Below are 21,553 nucleotides of genomic sequence, written 5' to 3'. Positions count from 1 at the left end.
ACATTACATATTTTTATAGAAATAAAACAAGCTCATTTCCCATCATGATAACGCGAAATGAGCTTGTTTATGTTAGATTGTTATCTCAATCTGATTTCCTTCAGGGTCGCTTACTACACTTTCATAGTAACCATCCCCTGTAGTACGTGGGCCGTTTAATACAGGGTATCCTGCTTCTCTTAATATATTAGTTAATTCATTCACTTTTTCTTTACTACCTACAGAAAAAGCAATATGCGCATATCCCATTGTTTGTGTTTGTGTATTACCGTCTATCCCTACTTGCCTCATAAGTTCTAGACGCGCTCCACCTTCAAAAGTTATAAAATAAGATTCAAACTGCTTTTTCGGATTGTGATATAAGCTATTTTCTTCACCACCGAAGTACTGTTTATAAAAATCACGCATACCTTCTAAATCATTTACCCAAATTGCTACATGTTCAATTTTCATAATCGACACCTTTTCTTTTACAGTATTCAACCAACAATTTGATATTTAATTTTCTTTACTTGCTCTTATAATCATCAGATCAAGTCCAAGGCTTTTTAATCCATATAAATAATCTTCTTTCCAATCGCTCACTGTTATTTTCGGAATATGTTCCGCTGGAATGTACTTCGGACAAGTTTTTACAATTTGATCTATTACAAATTGGTTCACTTCATCATCACAAAAGATAAAGGCATGCGGGTTAATAATAGCTATACATGTAGCTATTAAACGAGTAATAGCATCTATATTATATTGCTCTGGATTATTTGAATCTCTTACTGCATCTTCACTTCTCAAAGATTGTAAGAAGTTTTTATTATCATACTGTGGAACGAAAGATATCTCCCCTGAGAAAAAGGTACTCCCTCGTACCACATCTCCATTTATCATAATTCCCGCCCCTGGGCCGTTTTGACCTGAATACAAATATACAAGAGATGATTTATCATTATTTCCAGTATTTTTATAATAGCCAAGGACTGCGGCATTCATATCATTTTCTATTACTACAGGTATAGAAAACAGATCCTCCAAATGACTTTTCAAATTAAAATTTTGGAACTTTTCATAACCAGGTATATAAAAAATACGACCATTATCAACCGAACCAGGCACACCAATTGATATAGAGCTTATTTTCGGGAATGTAGCTATAAGACTTTCAATATGTTTAGATAATAGATTTACGCCAGTATCAATTAATACACTTGAAGTACTTCCTTGTTCTTTTACTTCCCCTAAACAGTTAAAAATGGTATAGTTTGTTTCATTTTTCTCTAAAAATATCGCTAATCCTAACATATATTCCGGATTATACGCATATCGTTTCGCTCTTCTTCCGCCACTTGAATCATCTAAACCGACTAAAGTGACTTCACCATCTTGTTTCATATTTTCTATAAATTTACTTATCGTTGGAAAACTAATTTCTAATGTATTACTAAGTTCAACTTTCGTCGCACTTCCTTGCTCTAGAAGAGCCGTACGAATGCCGCGAAAGATCGTCTCTTTAATCGATTTTTGAGTAACAAATTGTTCACTCAAATCGCTCACCACCTTAATCAACATACTTATTAAACACTTTTAATAAGTTGCGTTGACAATATATCATACATCATTTTCTAAAGCAATAGAGATGATATATTTCCGCTGCATGCAATCCTTATTTAGCTCGGTGTATTCTCTCTCGTAATAGACGATACAATTCCAGACAAAAGAACAAATAATAAAACAGCTAGCAAGGCATTACGTATTCCGAATGCTTCCCCAAGTATCCCTAAAAATGGTGGTCCGACTAAAAAGGCTGTATAACCAATGATAGAAACTGCAGCAACATTAGAAGTCGCATTTTCACGGTCATCTCCAGCAGCTGACAGACCAATTGGGAACCCTAGCGCTGCACCAATCCCCCACAGTACTACACCAAATGCTAGAAAATACGAATTACTCCCAAATATTACGATTGAAATTCCTAGAATCGCCATCATAATAGTGGCACGTACGACAGCGACACGACCGAATCGATCAAGGAAATAGCTGCTACACATACGAGTTAACGTCATTGCTAATACAAAAATTGCGTACATAATAGAACCTGCCACTATACTTTGCTCATGTCCATCTACCATCACGATAGGTAGCCAATCATTTGCACTACCTTCTGCAAATGCCATTCCAAGCACAAAAAGACCAATTAAAAGCACCTTTTTTTCCATACGTAAGGAAGTACGCTTCTCTCTCCTTTTGTTCCGCGATTTCTCCTTCTTTCCTGTTCCATGCGGAAGAAAACGATACACCATACATACAAGTAATAGAAACATGACCGAAATCACAAGAAACTGATACAGAATCGGGATGTGAAGCGACGCTGCGACAGAACCACTGAGCGCGCCTACTAAAGTTCCTACACTAAAAAAGCCATGGAATTTCGGAAGAAGAGTTGTTCCTAATTTCTGCTCAATGGAAGAACCTTCTACATTCAATGCGACTTCCGCCAATCCGTAGCCTACTCCAAATACTAGTAAGCTACTAAAAGCCCCCATACTAGAAACAAAATAAATATTTATACCTAAACAAATCAATCCAACAATCATAAAAAACATACTGCCTATAATAACGTCTCTAGCTCCCTTACAGTCAATGAAGCGGCTTGCACTCAGTAAACCAATTATTGAACCAACAGATAGTCCGAACAAAATCCAGCCCATTTCTGCATTTGACACTGCTAACATATCTCGAGTAGCTGCTGTTCTTGAAATCCATGTAGCAAACGCGACACCTGGCAAAGCAAATAAGAGAAAAAGAGCGTTTCGAGAGGCAAGTAATGTCTTTGTATGATTGTCCGCACTATATTTCTCCATATGAAACACCTTTCACATTGTCTATACGATAAGACACCAGTTTATTCATATACCCGTCAAAAACGATTTCTATAAGTCTATCGTTTTAATAACTTTAGCTGGATTACCACCAACAACTACATTATGAGGTACATCTTTTGTCACAACTGCCCCTGAGGCAATTACAGCGTTGTCTCCAATTGAAATACCAGGGTTAATTATAGCTCCCCCGCCAACCCAAACGTTGTTACCAATCTTTACAGGCTTTCCATATTCTTTACCAGAATTCCGTTCCACCGGATGTAAAGGATGAGTGGCCGTATAAATATGGACACCTGGTGCAAACATACAATTATCACCGATTCGTACTTCACAAACGTCCAAAATCACACAATTAAAATTTGCGAAAAAGCTCTTTCCAACATGGATATTGTAGCCGTAATCACAACGAAAATCAGGATTAATTTGGGCTTTCCCATCAGCTGAAGAACCTAAAAGCTGATTTAATAATGTAAAACGTTTTTCATCTCCTGTCTCCATCGCCTCGTTATAAAGGCGTGTTAAACGTTTTGCCTCCACCCTATCAGCCACTAATTCTTCATCCTCCGCAACATACATTTCTCCCGCTAACATCTTTTCTTTCTCTGTTTTCATACAATCCTCTCCCTCGTTATAGAATGAATTACACTTATTAAACAACTTTAATAAGTGACTTTAATTATACTTATTAAACAAGTTTAATAAGTATCCCTATATTAGCATATTTTTTAATATGTGCAACTAATAAGTTTTGAAAGGAAATGTGAATTCTTACTTCACCTAATGATATTACTTGGTGACATTTAACTAATATAATGATTTATCCATTGTTTTTCATTAAAACCGTTGAGACTCATCGTTACATGAAATCCTCTCCTTTAGGCGCTATACTATATGTTTATTAATGAGCAAACCAATATGCAAATCAAGTGTTAATAAAAAAGAGATTGACCCAAAAGTAGCTGAATAACTACTTGGGTTAATCTCTTTCATTTATTATCCTTATTTAACTCTTGAATAAGATCCCTTTTTCCTATTCTATTAGCAAAAGGTATAAAAATAATAAGGACTATTCCGAACATCCCCGCTATTACCGTTACGATAAGTTTGAAATCAAAAAATAAAGATGTACGATCTATTATACTTACCATATAGGTTAATAATATTCCTATAACAGCCCCTAGTACGATTCCAATAAGTACATATAAATTAACTTGCGTCAAAATAACTTGTACAATTCCCTTTTTCTTAACTGTTATTGCTCGTAAAATAGCAAATTCTTTTCTTTTAGATTGAATATTATTTATAAGTGTATTGCATACCCCTAATGTTACACTAAACAAAATTACTACAATAACAACGATGAAGATGGACCACCTTTGCTGAAACATTAAATTAGATTGCTTTAACGATTGAGTATAACTACTTATTTTTAATTGTGGATATTGGCCTTTCAATTTCTTTAATTGCTCCAACGTCTCTCTCTCATTATTTGAACTAATAAATGCACGCTCAAAGGCTGTATAATCTTGTTTATATGTTACATTCCTCCAATCCATGAGTACCGCAGGAGAATTCGGTAGCTCATTAACAATTAACCCAATTTCCACCTTACTAGTCGGTCTAACTTTTTGTTCCTGTTCTGAAAATAGCCCCAATTGAACGATATCACCTACATGAAGTTTATACCGCTCCGCTAACTCTTTTGTAACAATTATACTATTCTCCAAATTTGCTGGTACTTCTGACAGTAACCCTTGCTTTTCCATTTCTTTCAAATCACCTAAACTATAGTCAAAAGTAATATAATTTTTACCTTGCTTTAATTCTGCCAGTGAGTTCGTACTAATTGTACTTGCTCCTTTTACACTACTTATTTCTTTAAATACATTTTGTATATGAGGTAAGGTAATTGTTGAATCATTATTCAAACGATTTTCCACAACAATATGTGTTGGAAATTCGCGTTTTAAATATCTTTCATTATTTTTTTGCATCGTTTTAAATATAGTGGAGCCGAAGACAACTATCACCATCATTGTACTTATCATTAGGATAACAAATGTATTTTTCCTTACTTGCGGAATTACATTTTTAATAGCAACAAATGTATTTCTTCCAAATATTTTTTTCATCATAGGTAGACATGCTATTAATATCGAAGAAAGATAAGTCGGAAATAAAATATATACTCCTAAAACGAGAAATATAGCTCCAATTAATATCACTATCGCCTGCGTATCTCCTGTATTTGCTACAAATCCACCTAAAGCAGTTAAAAATATGCTACTAATTAAAAGGACTTTCCCCATCATACTGCGTGTTTTTTCATTAGAAAAATCGGATTCTTCATTTTCGCGCATAAGCTTTATTGGCAATATTTTCGAACTTCTGTATGAAGGATATAACATAAACACTTCAATAAAAAAGATACTACAAACCATCGTTATAGTTGCTACTTCATAATCGAAATTCATTGATTTAATTTGAAAAGCAAATATATGCTCTAGCCAACTTTGTAAAAAACGGTTACTGATTATAGCTAGTAACAGACCAAATATTCCACCAAAGAAATTAATTACACTACATTGAATAAATATAACTTTAAACATTTGTTTCGTTGTTGCTCCCATTGATCGCATAATAGCAAATTGACTTTTATATTTATATAAAAACACTTCAAAATTAGATATCAATAATAACGCAGTAATAATAAGTATTAATATAGATAAAACGATTATAAAAATATGTAATGATGCTAAGTTCCTTTTTAAAAACTCGTCTTCCTCCGCAATATCGATTCTTAATTCTTTGTCTATTTTATGAATTTGACTAGACAATGCTAATACATCGGCATTCTCTTTTGCTTTTATCAACACATAAGTAGCCTCATTGTGTTTACCTGTTTTTTCATATACGTGCTGTTTCACTGCACCTTCTGATAAAACGAGTATATCCGGAGCTGAACCTCCAGCTTCTATATCAGGTAACACTTCTTTTACTACATAGGATTTATTTTCTATTTCAATCCTTTCCCCAACTTCTACTTGTAAAGTTTCCGCTAATCCATCATTTAATGTTACTTCCTCATTTGATAGATTTTTAGAGAAGTGATATCGACTTTTCGATAACGAATCATTTTGAACACCTACTGTATAAATAGCGGTATTCAATTTATTCACTTGCAAATGATTTACTAATACTTTTGATATGTATTCAATATTTTTTTGTTCTTTAATATTTTGTAGTAAAGATTTATCCATCAACTTATTTTGATCAGGGTTATATCCAACTGATAAATCCATATCTCCATATACATTTTTCACTTCATTTATAACAGACTGTTTCGCATGACTCGAAAATACAACCATCGTAACAATTAGACAAACAGCCAACATAACGCTAACTATAGAGGAAATAGCAGTAAATTTATTCGTCTTAAAAAAGCGTAAACTTAATCCTCGTACTGATTTTATCATTTTGATTTCTCCAGTAATTTTTTAAATTTATCTAAAATGATATTCATATCATTTACTCCATGAGTACACGTATAATCATCAACATTTTCTCCATCATGAAAGAAGAGAACCCGATCTGCATACGTAGCAATGTGAGGATCATGAGTAACAAGAATCATACTTTGATTGAATCTTTGTTTCATATTGACTAGTACTCGTAAAATATCATTAGACGTATTGAAATCTAAATTTCCAGTAGGTTCATCTGCAAGAACAATTGGAGGAGATGTTATTAATGCCCTACCAATTGCAACACGTTGTTGTTGTCCCCCAGAAAGCTGAACTGGTCGATGATTTCTCCAATTTACTAAACCAAGAACATCTAATATTTTATTTGTTTTTTCTCGTATCTCTTCTTCTGAATCAGTTGATAATATGAGGGGTAACGCAATATTTTCTTCTACAGATAAATCCTTTAATAAATGAAATGACTGGAAGATAAATCCTATGTTATCCCGCCTGTACTCCGTCGCATATGGTTCAACAAACATATTTGTAGGCACTTCACCATTTACATAGATAACCCCCTCATCAGGCTTATCTAGAGCACCAAGAATGTTTAGTAATGTACTCTTTCCAGATCCACTCGTTCCCATTATGGCAAGGAGTTCTCCTTTATTTAACTCCAAAGTTACATTTTGTAACGCCCTAACATTTGTATCTATACTCTCATATGTTTTACTTAAATCTTGAACTGCTAACACAACTTCACTCATCATTATTCACCTCAACATTATTAAGTTTTATTCCCTCCACCAAATTAACCTGAATTAAAATTTTTTCTTTTAAATTACTAGGTGGTACAATTTCTGTTCCTATTTGAACTAGCAACATTTTTAATTCGAGAATTGTAACCATTTTTATCCCTCCTCACTCTATATTGGTAACAAATTGGGATTTCGTTCGATTTTTTTTGTAAAAAAATAAGGGAACGCTCAGCGCCCCCTCTCAAATCCAATCCGTTTTTTAATTTCTGCTAAATTTATCTTCGCAATTTCACGCGCCTTCTCAGCACCTTTTTCTAACGCTTCATATAATAAATTCGGCTCATTCATATACATCACATATTTCTCACGAGGTCCAGCTAATTCGCGGTCTACAACGCGAAACAACTCGTTTTTTACATCGCCCCATCCAATACCAGTTTCATACTTTTCACGCATCGACTGTATTTCATCTTCTGTCGCAAATTCTTTATAAATTGTATATAACGTTTCTAGTTCTTTCGGTTCATTCGGAAGTGAGGAGTCTGTTTTGATTTTAAATATTAACTTTCGTAGTTTTTCTTGTTCTGCAAATAATGGGATCACATTTCCGTAACTTTTACTCATCTTCCTTCCATCAAGACCAGGTAAAATGCCACCTTCTTCTTGTATGACATAATCCGGAAGCGTAAATGTTATGCCGAATGTATGATTAAAATATGACGCAATATCACGCGCGATTTCAATATGCTGAATTTGGTCTTTCCCGACTGGTACATGAGTAGCTTGAAATAATAATATGTCAGCTGCCATTAAAATCGGGTACGTATATAATCCCATATTCACTCCAGCATCTACCTCTAACCCTGCTTCTTTATTTTGCTCTACTTTCGCTTTATACGCATGAGCACGGTTCATAAGACCTTTCGGAGTTAGACAAGCTAATATCCAAGCTAGTTCTAAAATCTCTGGCACTTCTGTTTGTCGGTAAAAAATAACATCTTCTCCAAGTCCGAGTGATAACCAAGTAGCTGCTACCTCTTTCGTATAACTACTGAACTTTTCTGAATCATGCACAGCATTTAACGCATGATAATCCGCTATAAAATACAATGCGTTTCCTTCATTATTCTTTGACATTTGCAGCGCAGGTTTAATCGCACCAATATAATTTCCTAGATGCGGATAACCAGTTGGCTTAATTCCTGTTAACATTATTTTTTCACTCACACTAACCCCTCCTTTCTCAAAATAAAAAAGCCCCTCATCCTTAAAAAAGGACGAGAGACTCCCGCGGTACCACCTTAATTAGCTATCATTAATAGCTCACTTCAACTTCTTAACGTGAAGTAACCGTCTTTGCCTACTCATTTCAGCGAGAAGCTCCGGAGCCCATTCCATATTCATCCCTTACTGATTTCCACCACACATCAGCTCTCTGAAAAGTTTCGAATATGTACTCTTCTCTTTCATTGCTTTTCGTTATTTTTTTACAGTTTATCACATTCCCTTTCCAATTAAACCCTAATTTCCTGTTTTATATGGCAGGAATTTTCACCTTGATTGTCTAATAATATATAGGTTTGCAGAAATACTCGAAACAACTTTGGAGGTTTTTTCATGGTAAAATATATATCCATTTTAGGTTCAACGGGATCCATTGGCACATCTGCATTAGATGTCGTTTCCGCTCATCCTGAACATTTTAAAATCGTCGGTTTAACCGCAAATTATAATATCGATCTTCTCGAAAAGCAAATCGAATCGTTTCAGCCTCGTATTGTAAGCGTAGCGACAAAAGAATTAGCGGACACATTGCGTTCTCGTATTTCAACAAATACAAAAATTACATATGGAACTGATGGTTTAATTGAAGTATCTACCCATCCTGATACAAATCTTGTATTAAGTTCAGTTGTCGGTGTTTCAGGTTTACTCCCAACAATTGAAGCATTAAAGGCGAAGAAAGATATCGCCATCGCTAACAAAGAAACTTTAGTTGCAGCTGGACATATCGTAACCGAACTAGCGAAACAAAACGGATGCCGCCTAATTCCTGTCGATAGTGAACATTCAGCTATTTTCCAGTGTTTAAATGGGGAAAATAATAAGGAAATCGAAAAATTAATTGTTACAGCTTCTGGCGGCGCTTTTCGTGATAAAACACGTGAAGAAATGAAAACATTACAAGCGAAGGATGCTTTAAAACACCCAAACTGGTTAATGGGGGCAAAACTAACGATAGATTCTGCCACGTTAATGAATAAAGGGTTTGAAGTGATGGAAGCTAAGTGGCTATTCGATATTCCTTATGAAAAAATTAATGTTATGATTCATAAAGAAAGTATCATTCACTCTTTAGTAGAGTTTATTGATGGATCAGTCATGGCACAGCTCGGTGCCCCTGATATGAGAATGCCGATTCAATATGCATTTCACTACCCTACTCGACTACCTTCATCCTATGAAAAATTAAATTTATTAGAAATTGGTAGTTTGCATTTTGAAAAACCAAATTTAGAGAAGTTCCCCTGTCTACAATACGCATTTGAATGTGGCAAAATTGGCGGTACAACTCCAGCTGTATTAAATGCAGCGAACGAAATTGCAAATGCATTATTTCTTAAAAATGAAATTGCATTTTTCGATATTGAAAAAACAATTTACAATACAGTTGAAGCCCATCATAATGTAAAAGATCCTTCACTCGATGCTATATTAGAAGCTGATCAATGGGCACGCCAATACGCAAATCAATTATTAATAAAAAAGAGCTAAAACAGTTTTATCTGTTTTAGCTCTTTTTTTACGTATTCAACTTAACAAATCTATAACTATGCGTTACTAACACTTTTAATATCGCATATCCTGGAATTGCTAAAATAATCCCCATAATTCCAAATAAATTTCCGGCAGTTAAAATAATAAAAATGATAGTAATTGGGTGAATGTCTAGCTTTTTTCCCATAACTTGCGGAGAAATAAATTTACCTTCTGCTAATTGTACGACCATCATAACGATAATTACTTTTAACACCATTGCTGGCGAGTCAATAAATGCGATAATTAATGCTGGTGTAATTGCAATGATTGGTCCTACGTACGGAACGATATTTACAATCATTGCTAAAATAGCGAGTAATACCGCATATTTAATACCAATAATAAGGTAACCGATTAATAGCATAATACCGATAAACAAGCTAACGATAATTTGTCCTCTAATATACGAGCTAATCGCATAATGCATATCATCTAGTATTCTCATCGCTGCTGGTTGTCTTTGCTCTGAAATAAACTTTAAAAAGTGGTTCGGTAATTGTTCACCATCTTTTAAAAGATAGAACAATATAAACGGAACCATTACAAACGTTAAAACGACCTCTGTAACAGTACTTAAAAATCCAGTTACATTTCCAGTTACTGATGATAGCGACTTCGTAAAATCAACGGTGTAGTCTTTTACCATACTTGCTACATCAATATTTAAATTCTCTTGAATTTTGCCCAGTAAATTACTTTCCCCGAATCTACGTGCTGCTCGTTCAATTTCATGACCGAAATACGGTAAGTTATCTATTAATGCATCAATTTGATCTTTAATAATCGGGATTACTGTTACAACTAAAAATACAAATAATCCTAGTACTATTATATATATAGAAGCGATTGATACGATTCTGGAAACACCTTTCTTTTCTAAAAGCGAAACGAATGGATGCAAAATATAAAATAGCACTCCCGCTAATAATACGGGGAAGAAAATTGTTTTTAAAAAGACGATAAACGGAGTAAAAACAAAAGAAATTTTCGTTAGCAGTAATATGTTAATAAACAATAACGCAAAGCCGAGTAACACCGCTAAATAATTTTGTTCTCTAAAAAACTTTTTCAACTTATCTCTTTTTCTAATATTTAATTTCTCCAATGAAACCACCTCTTCGAATGATGAAAAGCCCTTATTCAGGGCTTTTCATCATGATCTATATCTTTATTTTCTTGCAGCTTTCACTACAAATGATACAATAAGAATTAATACGATTGCACCTAATAATGCTGGCACGACATGAATCCCACCAAATGATGGCCCAAAAGATCCAAATAGCCTACCACCTAATGAAGCACCTAACAAACCTGCGATAATATTTCCAAACATACCACCCGGAAAATTTTTACCCGTTATAGAACCTGCAATTGCACCTATAATAGCACCAACTATTAATGTGATAATCCATCCCATTTTTAGTCCTCCATTTCTATTATAGTGTATTTCTTTTTAATACTAAATTATTATGTAACTATTATAATTATTATATCCAATAAAGAAAAATCTTGTCAAATCTATGAAAATAAAGCCTATAAGGAGGTTTTACCCTATGATTCAAAAATTAATAACAACTTCTCACAACACCGCTACTTCTATTTTAAACATTCAAATACCCGCTTATGAAATTGAGGCAAAATATATAAATAGTACGGCTATTCCTCGTCTTTATGATACTGTAGCCGATATTCAATTATGTGATGAAATTTTTTACGGCTATTTTTATGAAGATACACTTGCTGGGTTTATTTCTTTTAAAATGGATGAAGAGGAAGTTGATATTCATCGTTTAGTAGTATCCCCCGATCATTTTCATAAAGGAATCGCCACAAAACTACTACTTTATGTATTTGACATGTTCTCCCCTTCACAAACATATATTGTACAAACAGGGAAAGAAAATACACCTGCTCTGTCTTTATATAAAAAACATGGATTTATTAAAATAAATGATATTATATTACCTGATGGAGTGGTTTTAACCTCACTAAAAAAATCAGAAAACAATAAACAGTTTGACTAATTAATTTATTTATGTTATCTTTTACTTTATAAAACCTTTTGCTGAGTCCAAATTTTGGAGCGGGGGAACCATTTTTGTAGCCATGCTACTTGGGGCGAATCTTTTTTAAGTAGGGAAACTCTCACTTCCCGAGTCCGACAGCTAACCTCGTAAGCGTAATGGGAGAGGAAGGTGCTTTTTGCCTATGTTACAAAGTGTACCTCCTTAATTATAAATATGGAATCGATACCAATAGACACCTATATTTATAGAAAAGGAGACATGTATAATGTTACGTTTATCTGATCACGCAATAAAAATGATGGAGCAAAGACTTCGACTCGAACAACATCGCACATATCAAGCAAATAAAGTTGTAGATAACTTACATCACAAATACTTCTTTCAACATATTTTTCAACCGAAAAGATAAAGAAAAAAACACAAGGTGTGTCTGTATAGACATTCCTTGTGTTTTTTATATTTCTTATAAAATTCTCACTACATTTAAACTTGCCGTAATCGCACCTGCTATAGTCGTCACATGCCCTACACCTAACGGACCATTTTGTAATACTAACGTGGAATTAGCACTCGTTACATTGACAAGAAGTGTATTTGAAATGGCAGGTTCGATTACTACAGTTGATGTCGTTACGTTTTGTATAAAACTCCCTGTTAGTTGAGCTCCATTTAATAATAATCTGACAGATACTGTCTCATTCCCAGCACTTGCATCTCCTTGAAAATAATAACTTACCAAATATATTCCTGGCGTAGATACGGTAACCGTTGTGGCACTAGTTAAAGATACACCTGTTCCATATACTGTAGATCCACTATTAATTGGAATATTGGCATTGGCTGCAATGGCACTCGTTGATGTAGAAAAGAAATAGCCGCCACCTGTTGATATAGCAGATGATCCAGTTGCTCCTGTTAAACCGGTTGGGCCCGTGACACCTGTTGGGCCTGTTACTCCCGTTCCCCCTGTTGCTCCTGTTATTCCTTGTATTCCTTGGATTCCTGTCGGTCCTGTTGCACCAGTCGCTCCAGTCGCTCCGGTTGATCCGGTTGCTCCCGTCACACCTTGTGGACCTTGAATTCCTTGGATTCCTTGTGGACCTGTTATTCCCGTCGCTCCAGTTGCTCCCGTCGGACCCGTTATCCCCTGTGGGCCTTGGATTCCTTGGATCCCTTGTGGACCCGTTACTCCCGTCGCTCCTGTTGCTCCCGCCTGCCCCGTTACCCCTTGTGGACCTTGGATTCCTTGGATTCCTTGTGGACCAGTTGCTCCCGTAGGTCCTGTTGCCCCGGTTAGACCGGTTGGACCTGTTGATCCGGTTATTCCTTGTATTCCTTGAGGTCCAGTTGGGCCTGTTGGACCAATCGGACCTTGGATTCCTTGCAGACCTTGAATGCCCTGTGGACCCGTTGGACCTTGTATCCCTTGTATTCCCTGAATTCCTTGCGGGCCTGTTGCACCAGTTGGACCTGTTGGACCCTCTGGACCTTGTACTCCTTGTATTCCAGTCGCTCCCGTTGGACCTATATCTCCTTGTGGCCCCTGAATTCCTTGTATACCTTGAGGGCCAGTTGGACCTGTTATTCCACTTAGACCTTGCACTCCTTGTAAACCTTGAGGACCGGTTGGACCGAGTGGACCTTGGATTCCTTGCAGACCTTGTAAGCCTGTTGGGCCAGTTGCTCCCATTACTCCTTGCTCACCTTGTATGCCTTGTATTCCTTGCGGGCCTGCCTGCCCGATTGGACCCTGCGCGCCTTGCACGCCTTGCGGGCCGGTTGGGCCGGTTGCTCCTACCGGTCCCTGTAAACCTTGTAAACCTTGTAAACCGGTTGGGCCTGTTACTCCCATTACACCTTGGGGTCCTTGAATACCTTGATCACCCGTTGGACCTGTTGCCCCCATTGGTCCCTGCACTCCTTGCAAACCCGTTAAACCTGTTGCTCCTGTTGGTCCCTGTACTCCTTGCACTCCTTGAATTCCAGTCGCTCCCGTTGCTCCTGTCGATCCCGTTGCACCAGTTGCTCCCGTCGGACCTGTTGGACCTCCTGGTGATCCTGCTGGACCCGTTGGACCTGTTGGGCCTCCTGGCGGACCTGTTGGACCCGTTGCTCCTGTTGGACCTGTTGCAGATCCCGTTGGACCAGTTACTCCCGCCTGACCTGTCGAGCCGGTTGGACCTGGATCCCCTTGCAAGCCAGTTGCCCCTGTTGGGCCTATTACACCTTGCACCCCTTGAATTCCTTGAGAGCCGGTTGGACCGGTTAGACCCATCTCACCTTGTGGACCTTGTAAACCTTGAATGCCAGTTGCTCCTGTTGGTCCCATCGGCCCTTGTTCCCCTTGTATTCCTTGAGAACCTGTTGGACCAGTTGGACCAATCGGCCCTTGAATGCCTTGTATTCCTGTTACCCCTTGTAAACCACTACTCCCTAAATTACCTTGAACACCTTGTATACCCGTATTTCCAGTTGGACCAGTTGGACCGATTTCTCCTTGCACTCCTTGTATACCTTGTATTCCGGTTGGGCCGGTTAGACCAATTTCTCCTTGCACTCCTTGTATACCTTGTATTCCGGTTGGACCTGTTTCTCCCATTGGTCCAGGTATTCCTTGTATCCCTTGAATACCTGTTGGACCAGTCGAACCCCTTTCGCCTTGTATACCTTGAACACCTTGAATTCCTTGCGGGCCTTGAGGACCCATCGGACCTTGACTACCTTGAGCACCTTGTGGTCCTGTTAAGCCAGTTGGACCAGTTGGGCCAATTTCTCCCTGCACCCCTTGCACTCCTTGAATTCCTGTCGGACCTGTTGGACCAATTGATCCTTGTACGCCTTGTATTCCTTGCGGGCCAGTCGGTCCACCTAAAGAACCTGTCGGACCCGTTGGACCAGTTGGCCCCGTAATACCTGACGCCGGAAAAGGAATAGGTGCTTGAAACTTACTACACTTATCTTGATCCCTCACAAGCATCTCCCCCGTTATAACTAACGTATCAAACTATTTTTAATACATTTAAACTAGCTGTTATCACACCAGATAATGTCGTTACATGCCCAATAGCTAATGGACCATTTTGCAAAGATAAAGTAGCATTTGAAGAAGTAACATTAATGACCATCGTATTCGAAACCGCTGGTTCTAATACAAAAGTACCTCCTGTAACATAAAAAATAAAACTCCCTGCGACTTGCGTTCCATTTAACGTGAGCCTCACGGAAATCGTTTCATTCCCCCCATTTGGATCACCTTGAAAATAATAGCTGACTAAATATATTCCCGGCGTACTTAACGTTACAGTTGTTGCATTTGTTAAACTGACATCAGAACCAAAAACTGTAGCTCCGGAATTAATTGATATTAACGCATTCGCTGCAATTGCACTCGTTGAAGTAGAAAAGAAATAACCACCACTAGGTAAACCAGTCGCCCCTGTTGCACCTGCTATTCCTAAGAAACCTATAACCCCTATACTACCAGTGGCTCCGGTAGGTCCCACAGCTCCAATCGGCCCTTGACTACCTTGCGCCCCGGCTGGCCCTTGACTACCACTAACCCCTGTCATTCCACTTACTCCAGTTGGGCCTTGCAAACCTTGAATACCTTGAGTACCTTGTATTCCAGTTACTCCGGTTGCTCCGGTAGGTCCTGTACTTCCTGTACTTCCTTGTATCCCTATAATCCCTTGAACGCCTCGTATCCCTTGTACTCCGGTCGCCCCTGTTGCTCCGGTCGCTCCTGTTTCTCCTGTTTCACCAATAATTCCAACGTTTCCTTGTGGACCTTGTGGGCCTTGAATACCCTGCGCACCTTGCACGCCTTGTGGGCCCGTTATCCCATCTTCCCCTATATTCCCTTGAGGACCTCTAATTCCTTGCGCACCTGTCGGACCTGTTATTCCTTGTATTCCTTGCATACCTTGAGAGCCTTGCGCTCCTGTTGGGCCTACTATACCTTGTATTCCTTGAGACCCTTGTAAACCAATGGCACCTGCCTGACCTGTTATTCCTTGAACTCCTTGCATACCTTGAGCACCTTGTGGACCAGTCAATCCATTTTCCCCTTGTATTCCTTGAGGTCCTTGCAGCCCTTGAACGCCAGCTGCTCCTGTTTCCCCTCGTATCCCTTGAGGGCCTTGTATACCTTGTGCTCCAGTTGCTCCTGTTTCTCCTCGTATTCCTTGTGGGCCTTGGACTCCTGCCGCTCCTGCCACTCCTGCAGGACCTATTATTCCTTGTAACCCTTGTATTCCTTGTGCCCCTGTTGGACCTGTTACCCCTTGTATACCTTGCACACCTTTAGGACCTTCTGCACCAGTTGGACCAATTTCTCCCTGTGGACCTTGTATGCCTATTGGGCCTTCTACACCGGTTGCTCCTGTTATTCCTTGAAAGCCTTGGGGCCCCTGTGCTCCTTGAAATCCAACTGCTCCAACTACACCTTGAGCTCCTTGCGCTCCTCTTACACCTTGAGGACCAGTTGGACCAGCTATTCCTTGTAACCCTTGCACTCCTATTACACCAGTTCCCCCTGTTACACCACGTTCACCAGTTTCACCCGTTGGACCTGTTGGTCCTCCAGGTGGACCGGGCGGGCCAGATGGACCAGTCACTCCACTAGAGGGACCAATTGGACCGGTTATTCCTGTTGGCCCTCCAGGTGGACCTTCTGCACCTTGTGTACCAGTATATCCGGTTGCTCCTGTTATCCCTCGTATTCCTTTTGGTCCTTGAAAACCTGTGGATCCCCTTACTCCTTGTATCCCTTGTATTCCTTGTGGACCTTGAGGGCCTATTACACCTGTTATCCCCTTTATTCCGCTTATGCCTTGAGGGCCTTGTATTCCAGTAGAACCAGTTGGACCAGTTACACCTTGTATCCCTTGATCACCTTGGTGTCCTTGCTCTCCAGTAATTCCTTGTATTCCTTGTGGACCTTCTTCTCCTTGTATACCTGTAGTTCCGTCCTCCCCTTGTATTCCTTGCGCACCTTGAGGACCTTGTGGACCTGTTACACCTGTAATACCAGCTTCACCTGTCACACCTTGCATTCCTTGTGCTCCCGTTTGTCCTCGTTCGCCTATTTCTCCTTGTATCCCTTGGACGCCTTGTATACCTTGACTACCAGCAGGGCCTGTAATTCCTTGTATTCCTTCTAGTCCTTGTAATCCAATATCGCCAACAGGACCTTGCTCTCCAATTAATCCTTGAGGACCTTGTAAGCCGACTGGACCTGTAATTCCTTGCTCTCCAGTATCACCAATGGCACCTTGTATTCCTTGAGCTCCTATTGTTCCTCGCGAACCTTGTATGCCTTGAATACCTTGAGAGCCTTGTGGACCCGTTGCTCCTATAGGTCCAGTGATTCCCGGAGGCCCGACAGGACCTTCATGCCCTCCAGTTGGACCAGTTGGACCACTATTACCAGTAGGACCCGTTGCTCCTATAAGCGGAAGAGGCAGTGCCACTCCAAATTTTTTGCACTTTCTATGACGACGCACAACAATCCCCCTTCCCCAAAAATAATTACACCTTTTATATGAAATGCATTTTTATAAGAAAAGTACACCTCTGACCTCATTTTTTAAAAAATAAAGAAGCCTATCATTTCATCTATTTGAAATGATAGGCTTCTTTTTATAAAAACACTTTACTTTCTCGCCTTAATAATAAAAGTAGTTGGCACCATTCTCGCTTTATATAATGAATAATATTTCGTAGACGTCTCAGCTCGTTCTCCATCAAACGAGGTCGCTGGCTCAGGCTCTTCTATTCTCTCAATTGTAAATCCCACTCTATTTAACTCATTTATGTATGTACTTATTTTTCTCTTATATAATGTCGCTTGTACATTTTCTCCTTTAAATGTTTCAAACGTAATAGGGGTTTCCTCATGATAAGAAGACTTTAAAGTAATTTCTTCTGTACCATACTGTAAGTTTGAATATATGGGATGCTCCCAGCTAAAAATAAAACTTCCTCCCGGCTTTACATACGAATAAATCAATTCCAACGTTTTTCCTAAATCTGAAGTCCAACCTAATGCATAAATGGAATATACAATATCAAAATACCCTTTCGGAATATCTCCTTCCTCTTCCATTGCTCCACATATTAACTTTGGATTCCAACACTTTAACGTTTCATTCGCTGTTTTAATTTGTTCACTAGAAAGATCAAGACCCCATACTTCCTCTGCCCCATGTTCTGCCATATATTGCAACGAATGCCCACTTCCACATCCAATATCAAGAACCTTTTTATTACTAATTGAATCGAACAAATGAATCTCATCTTCAGACGCGGTATACGGACCATACTTCGGTAAACAATCCACTTGAAAAAAATATGGCGCAACTTTATCCCAGCACTTTTTATTTAAAGTTAACATTTGTGTCCCTTTCATATTCTACATTCCCCCATCCCATTTTCTTCCCCTAATATAAATTACACATTATAACCTGATCTTCCTTTTCTCTTCGCCCGGTAATTTTTCACTTTCGCAATCGTACCGCACGCTCTTCCACCTTCTTCTCCAGCATACATACCGCACCATCTTTTACTTCCATTTCGCGAATGATCATAAAATACCCAGCGACAATCTGGGCATGCTTTTAACCTCCCCCACAAATTTTCTTGAATTGACATTAACACAATGCTTAATACTTTTGTATATACATTCTCTTCGTGCACAGGCTCATATGTAATACCTTTCATACCTTCCTTTACATGTACATGAAATGGGTATTTCTCTAACCACTTTTGCAATGATCCTTCGCCTTCAACCGTTAACCGAATATCTTCTCGAAAACTTTTTAATTCCTCTATCGTATGAAATGGAACCTCTTTATGAAAATATTTTTTCATAAAGAGGTTTATATCCTCTTCTGTTTGCAGCATATCAATTGGCTCTCTCGTATCGTTTGGTATTTTCCATGTATTTAAAAATTCCCGAATATATTCTAATTCATTTGGTGCATTTTGATTCAATTTCATCCACCTTCTTCTTAAAATTTACTTTTTTCTGACTTTATGTATAATTATAATATAAATTAGTTAACCATTAAACAATTTTACTGGTTACAATATTAGGAGGAGTTCTATGAAAAGTTTCTCAATACCGATACGTTTCATGCTTATTTCTTCATTCTTTATGTCTTTTGGGTATTTTGCAGTATACGCATTTTTAGCTATTTATCTATTAAGCTTTCTTCATTTTTCTGCTGTTCAAGTAGGAACAGTGTTGACTGTTATGACAATCACATCAAGAGTTATCCCTTTATTCTCAGGATTAATTGCTGACAAAATAGGCTATATCATCATGATGATAGCCGGATTATTTTTAAGAGGAATCGGATTTATCGCTTTAGGAATATGCTCTGATTTCTATACAATTTCTATTTCTTCTGCACTTATTGGCTTCGGAACGGCATTTTACGAACCTGCTGCGCGCGCCATATTCGGCTCACAACCAGCTCATATGAGAAAAAATTTATTTACATATTTAAACCTTAGTTTTAATTGCGGTGCAATAATCGGACCAATTGCAGGAGGGTTCTTACTCTTACTCAATCCCATCTATGCTTTCTCTCTAACAGGATCACTTATGCTGTTATTCGCTTTTATCTTTTACTTACTTAAAAATCACTTCCAAGTCACTACTGAAAACACGTCTATTACATTTGGAATACAGGCTATCTTACAAAACAAGCCTTTTCTTCTGTTTTCATTTATCATGATTTTCTTCTATATTATGTTTACTCAGCTTACTGTCGCACTTCCACTTCATATGAAAAACATTAGTAATAGCAATCCGCTTGCTACACTCGTTATTACGATAAATGCAATAACAGGCGTCATATTTATGGTATTATTTCGTAAACTATTTCATAAATACAATACACTTTCGATTATTAAATACGGTGTTTTATTAATGAGTTTTTCTTTTTTACTCATTCCTTTATTTCCACACCCATATTGGCTATTTATTTGTGTAATTTTATTTACAATTGGCGAAACACTCGTATTACCTAACGCTGATATCGCTATTGCAAATTACAGTAACGAATCATATACAGCTACTTACTTCGGATTTTATCAACTATCACTCGCATTTGGTTTTATCATCGGTAATTATACCGGTACATCTTTTACAGCCAACTTAAGCGGAATGTATACACCATGGCTTATTTTCGGTGGAATTGGACTTATCGGTTTTATTTCACTACATATTTTAAATATTAAAAAAGGATTCTCTAAAGAAGATATATACCTATGTAATAATACAAAACACCTTTAACACATTACAATTGAGATGGTACCTTTAGACAACCAGCCTATAATAAAAAATTCGACCATCATATGTGACAGTCGAATTTTTTTATTCTTCATATTCAAGATAATTATGTCTTTTACAACCAAACAAATAACAAGCCCCTATATGATAATTTTCAAATTCTAACCCTGGAACATATCCAGATTTGATACGTTCTATCATTTTTTTATAACAATTATTCTCTTCTGTATATTCCTCAATTAACTCTTTCTTATCTTTTTCTGTCCAGTTTTCTTCTACTTCTTCATTCTGAACATCTTCTATTTCTGCTGTTTTCGCTTCGATAGATTCCCGTATAACTTCATTTATACGGGTGAAATTATTAGCTTTATATAAAGCATAAACAAATCTACCAATCCAATTGGGGCTTTTCCAAACTTCTTTATATCCCTTTTCGAACCATTCAATTGCTTCTTTATAGCAATTCAACTCAACATATAAATCTGCTACATGAATTTCTCCTAAAAAATCATCAGATCTCCTGTTAAAAGCATCTAACTTCTCTTTCGCTTCTGTCGTTCGCCCTAAATCAATTAAACATTTTACATAGCTATACATGATATAGTCCGAATCCCCTGCAACTCGCAAGAAAAATTCCGAAGCTTTTTCTAACTCTCCAAGGTTATAATGCGCTACAGCTACATTGTGAAATGCTTCACCCGATGGTTGCATCGAAATAGACTTTTGTAATACTTCTTTCGCTTCTTCCCACTTTTCTTGTTTCGTGTAAATTTCCCCTAAGATGTTATAAGGAAAGTATGAGGAAGGATTCAACTTAACAACTTCTCTTATTAATTCAAGAGCTTTATCATCATCCTCTTCCTCATAAAAGTACATCCAAGCAAGATTATTGAGAGATTGTACACCTCTAGATTCATGTACAGCTCGTTGAAACAGTTCCATTGCTTCCTCATATTTATTTTGTTCAAACATTTCAATTGCCTTCTCGTTAATGTTCAAGTAACTACCTCCGAAGTGAATGAATTCATCTATTCCACATCGTTATTTTAATATGAAAAAATTGTAATTTCTATAAAAATAAGTTCTTTCGCCTGTCTACATGTCATCATGTAGTTGGATAGCCAATTCATAATGATTTTGACAACACTGCTTTCTACAGAAAATATATACCTACTGGAAAGATACTGATTTAAAACAATAAGTAAACTTTTCAAAACCCTTAAATTGGATATACAGCCTGTTTAAATTTACATATTATGGTACAATTAAAAAGAGTGCTAGCTAAACAGTTACGTTCCACACTAGCAGT

19 protein-coding genes, 1 riboswitch and 1 other annotated feature are annotated in these 21,553 nt (G+C 37.6%); of the genes, 4 read left to right on the top strand and 15 right to left on the bottom strand.

Annotated features, from left to right (window positions below):
* Nucleotides 1–72: 72 nt before the first annotated feature.
* The 8 genes from AC1Q8N_RS23205 to AC1Q8N_RS23170 all read right to left on the bottom strand — a co-directional run bounded on the left by AC1Q8N_RS23205 (nucleotide 73) and on the right by AC1Q8N_RS23170 (nucleotide 8,325).
* Nucleotides 73–453 carry a VOC family protein gene (locus tag AC1Q8N_RS23205; RefSeq protein ID WP_098847466.1) on the bottom strand — a complete coding sequence of 127 codons (381 nt, stop codon included), beginning with the start codon at nucleotides 451–453 and terminating at the stop codon, nucleotides 73–75.
* A gap of 45 nt (nucleotides 454–498) precedes the next feature.
* Nucleotides 499–1,539 (bottom strand): ROK family transcriptional regulator, encoded by a 1,041-nt coding sequence (locus tag AC1Q8N_RS23200; RefSeq protein ID WP_048546489.1) that lies wholly within the window; start codon nucleotides 1,537–1,539, stop codon nucleotides 499–501.
* A 122-nt stretch (nucleotides 1,540–1,661) separates the two neighbouring features.
* Entirely contained in the window at nucleotides 1,662–2,855 is a 1,194-nt protein-coding gene (locus AC1Q8N_RS23195; RefSeq protein WP_000417597.1) for an MFS transporter, read from the bottom strand.
* A gap of 69 nt (nucleotides 2,856–2,924) precedes the next feature.
* A complete protein-coding gene (locus AC1Q8N_RS23190; RefSeq protein ID WP_048560029.1) occupies nucleotides 2,925–3,488 on the bottom strand; it encodes a maltose O-acetyltransferase in 564 nt (187 codons plus the stop codon).
* Between the two features lie 374 nt (nucleotides 3,489–3,862).
* The gene (locus AC1Q8N_RS23185; protein ID WP_404519636.1) at nucleotides 3,863–6,352 is read right to left on the bottom strand and encodes an FtsX-like permease family protein; all 2,490 of its coding nucleotides are present in this window, start codon (nucleotides 6,350–6,352) and stop codon (nucleotides 3,863–3,865) included.
* The gene (locus AC1Q8N_RS23180) at nucleotides 6,349–7,107 is read right to left on the bottom strand and encodes an ABC transporter ATP-binding protein (RefSeq protein ID WP_141501819.1); all 759 of its coding nucleotides are present in this window, start codon (nucleotides 7,105–7,107) and stop codon (nucleotides 6,349–6,351) included. Before AC1Q8N_RS23180 ends, AC1Q8N_RS23185 begins: the two co-directional genes overlap by 4 nt.
* Complete coding sequence (locus AC1Q8N_RS23175) at nucleotides 7,100–7,249, bottom strand: hypothetical protein (protein ID WP_000256359.1); 150 nt, start codon at nucleotides 7,247–7,249, stop codon at nucleotides 7,100–7,102. The genes AC1Q8N_RS23180 and AC1Q8N_RS23175 overlap by 8 nt, the downstream gene beginning before the upstream one ends.
* Before the next feature lie 77 nt (nucleotides 7,250–7,326).
* Complete coding sequence (locus AC1Q8N_RS23170) at nucleotides 7,327–8,325, bottom strand: tryptophan--tRNA ligase (protein WP_048546499.1); 999 nt, start codon at nucleotides 8,323–8,325, stop codon at nucleotides 7,327–7,329.
* 43 nt (nucleotides 8,326–8,368) lie between these two features.
* Nucleotides 8,369–8,577, bottom strand: a binding site (T-box leader).
* A gap of 138 nt (nucleotides 8,578–8,715) precedes the next feature.
* Here AC1Q8N_RS23170 and AC1Q8N_RS23165 point away from each other — a divergent pair.
* Nucleotides 8,716–9,873 (top strand): 1-deoxy-D-xylulose-5-phosphate reductoisomerase, encoded by a 1,158-nt coding sequence (locus tag AC1Q8N_RS23165; protein WP_048546501.1) that lies wholly within the window; start codon nucleotides 8,716–8,718, stop codon nucleotides 9,871–9,873.
* A 28-nt stretch (nucleotides 9,874–9,901) separates the two neighbouring features.
* Here AC1Q8N_RS23165 and AC1Q8N_RS23160 read toward each other — a convergent pair whose 3' ends face one another.
* Nucleotides 9,902–11,023 carry an AI-2E family transporter gene (locus AC1Q8N_RS23160; protein ID WP_048546503.1) on the bottom strand — a complete coding sequence of 374 codons (1,122 nt, stop codon included), beginning with the start codon at nucleotides 11,021–11,023 and terminating at the stop codon, nucleotides 9,902–9,904.
* A 63-nt stretch (nucleotides 11,024–11,086) separates the two neighbouring features.
* Nucleotides 11,087–11,335 (bottom strand): GlsB/YeaQ/YmgE family stress response membrane protein, encoded by a 249-nt coding sequence (locus AC1Q8N_RS23155; RefSeq protein ID WP_000539721.1) that lies wholly within the window; start codon nucleotides 11,333–11,335, stop codon nucleotides 11,087–11,089.
* A gap of 136 nt (nucleotides 11,336–11,471) precedes the next feature.
* On the opposite strand from AC1Q8N_RS23155, the gene AC1Q8N_RS23150 reads away from it, so the two are divergent.
* Together AC1Q8N_RS23150 and AC1Q8N_RS23145 are read left to right on the top strand one after the other, a co-directional pair.
* Nucleotides 11,472–11,942: a GNAT family N-acetyltransferase gene (locus tag AC1Q8N_RS23150; RefSeq protein WP_048546505.1), complete on the top strand. Its 471-nt coding sequence runs from the start codon at nucleotides 11,472–11,474 to the stop codon at nucleotides 11,940–11,942.
* Between the two features lie 29 nt (nucleotides 11,943–11,971).
* Nucleotides 11,972–12,114: riboswitch (cyclic di-AMP (ydaO/yuaA leader) on the top strand.
* 96 nt (nucleotides 12,115–12,210) lie between these two features.
* Entirely contained in the window at nucleotides 12,211–12,354 is a 144-nt protein-coding gene (locus AC1Q8N_RS23145; protein ID WP_000945246.1) for a hypothetical protein, read from the top strand.
* 54 nt (nucleotides 12,355–12,408) lie between these two features.
* Here the strand turns inward: AC1Q8N_RS23145 and AC1Q8N_RS23140 are convergent, their stop codons facing one another.
* The 4 genes from AC1Q8N_RS23140 to AC1Q8N_RS23125 form a co-directional block, all read right to left on the bottom strand.
* The gene (locus tag AC1Q8N_RS23140) at nucleotides 12,409–14,922 is read right to left on the bottom strand and encodes a BC_3345 family exosporium-associated protein (RefSeq protein WP_098078167.1); all 2,514 of its coding nucleotides are present in this window, start codon (nucleotides 14,920–14,922) and stop codon (nucleotides 12,409–12,411) included.
* A 22-nt stretch (nucleotides 14,923–14,944) separates the two neighbouring features.
* Nucleotides 14,945–17,449 (bottom strand): collagen-like protein, encoded by a 2,505-nt coding sequence (locus AC1Q8N_RS23135; protein WP_142330308.1) that lies wholly within the window; start codon nucleotides 17,447–17,449, stop codon nucleotides 14,945–14,947.
* Between the two features lie 149 nt (nucleotides 17,450–17,598).
* Nucleotides 17,599–18,354 (bottom strand): class I SAM-dependent methyltransferase, encoded by a 756-nt coding sequence (locus AC1Q8N_RS23130; RefSeq protein WP_098078164.1) that lies wholly within the window; start codon nucleotides 18,352–18,354, stop codon nucleotides 17,599–17,601.
* A 41-nt stretch (nucleotides 18,355–18,395) separates the two neighbouring features.
* Entirely contained in the window at nucleotides 18,396–18,938 is a 543-nt protein-coding gene (locus AC1Q8N_RS23125; RefSeq protein ID WP_141519997.1) for a CGNR zinc finger domain-containing protein, read from the bottom strand.
* A 112-nt stretch (nucleotides 18,939–19,050) separates the two neighbouring features.
* Between AC1Q8N_RS23125 and AC1Q8N_RS23120 the strand changes: the two genes are divergently transcribed.
* The gene (locus AC1Q8N_RS23120) at nucleotides 19,051–20,247 is read left to right on the top strand and encodes an MDR family MFS transporter (RefSeq protein ID WP_098078159.1); all 1,197 of its coding nucleotides are present in this window, start codon (nucleotides 19,051–19,053) and stop codon (nucleotides 20,245–20,247) included.
* Between the two features lie 81 nt (nucleotides 20,248–20,328).
* On the opposite strand, the gene AC1Q8N_RS23115 is transcribed toward AC1Q8N_RS23120, so the two are convergent.
* Nucleotides 20,329–21,243: a tetratricopeptide repeat protein gene (locus AC1Q8N_RS23115; protein ID WP_098078156.1), complete on the bottom strand. Its 915-nt coding sequence runs from the start codon at nucleotides 21,241–21,243 to the stop codon at nucleotides 20,329–20,331.
* Nucleotides 21,244–21,553 lie beyond the last annotated feature (310 nt).

This window comes from Bacillus sp. GW823-FHT06B01 (assembly GCF_058952315.1).
Note: the sequence above shows the minus strand (reverse complement) of the source record. Positions and strands in the feature narration are given on the sequence as shown.

Bases quoted from the DNA above. Each gene is read 5' to 3' on its own strand.
- AC1Q8N_RS23145 (WP_000945246.1), top strand. From the start codon at position 12,211: ATGTTACGTTTATCTGATCACGCAATAAAAATGATGGAGCAAAGACTT.
- AC1Q8N_RS23180 (WP_141501819.1), bottom strand. From the start codon at position 7,107: ATGAGTGAAGTTGTGTTAGCAGTTCAAGATTTAAGTAAAACATATGAG.
- AC1Q8N_RS23175 (WP_000256359.1), bottom strand. From the start codon at position 7,249: ATGGTTACAATTCTCGAATTAAAAATGTTGCTAGTTCAAATAGGAACA.
- AC1Q8N_RS23140 (WP_098078167.1), bottom strand. From the start codon at position 14,922: ATGCTTGTGAGGGATCAAGATAAGTGTAGTAAGTTTCAAGCACCTATT.
- AC1Q8N_RS23185 (WP_404519636.1), bottom strand. From the start codon at position 6,352: ATGATAAAATCAGTACGAGGATTAAGTTTACGCTTTTTTAAGACGAAT.
- AC1Q8N_RS23195 (WP_000417597.1), bottom strand. From the start codon at position 2,855: ATGGAGAAATATAGTGCGGACAATCATACAAAGACATTACTTGCCTCT.
- AC1Q8N_RS23165 (WP_048546501.1), top strand. From the start codon at position 8,716: ATGGTAAAATATATATCCATTTTAGGTTCAACGGGATCCATTGGCACA.
- AC1Q8N_RS23130 (WP_098078164.1), bottom strand. From the start codon at position 18,354: ATGAAAGGGACACAAATGTTAACTTTAAATAAAAAGTGCTGGGATAAA.
- AC1Q8N_RS23205 (WP_098847466.1), bottom strand. From the start codon at position 453: ATGAAAATTGAACATGTAGCAATTTGGGTAAATGATTTAGAAGGTATG.
- AC1Q8N_RS23190 (WP_048560029.1), bottom strand. From the start codon at position 3,488: ATGAAAACAGAGAAAGAAAAGATGTTAGCGGGAGAAATGTATGTTGCG.
- AC1Q8N_RS23120 (WP_098078159.1), top strand. From the start codon at position 19,051: ATGAAAAGTTTCTCAATACCGATACGTTTCATGCTTATTTCTTCATTC.
- AC1Q8N_RS23150 (WP_048546505.1), top strand. From the start codon at position 11,472: ATGATTCAAAAATTAATAACAACTTCTCACAACACCGCTACTTCTATT.
- AC1Q8N_RS23155 (WP_000539721.1), bottom strand. From the start codon at position 11,335: ATGGGATGGATTATCACATTAATAGTTGGTGCTATTATAGGTGCAATT.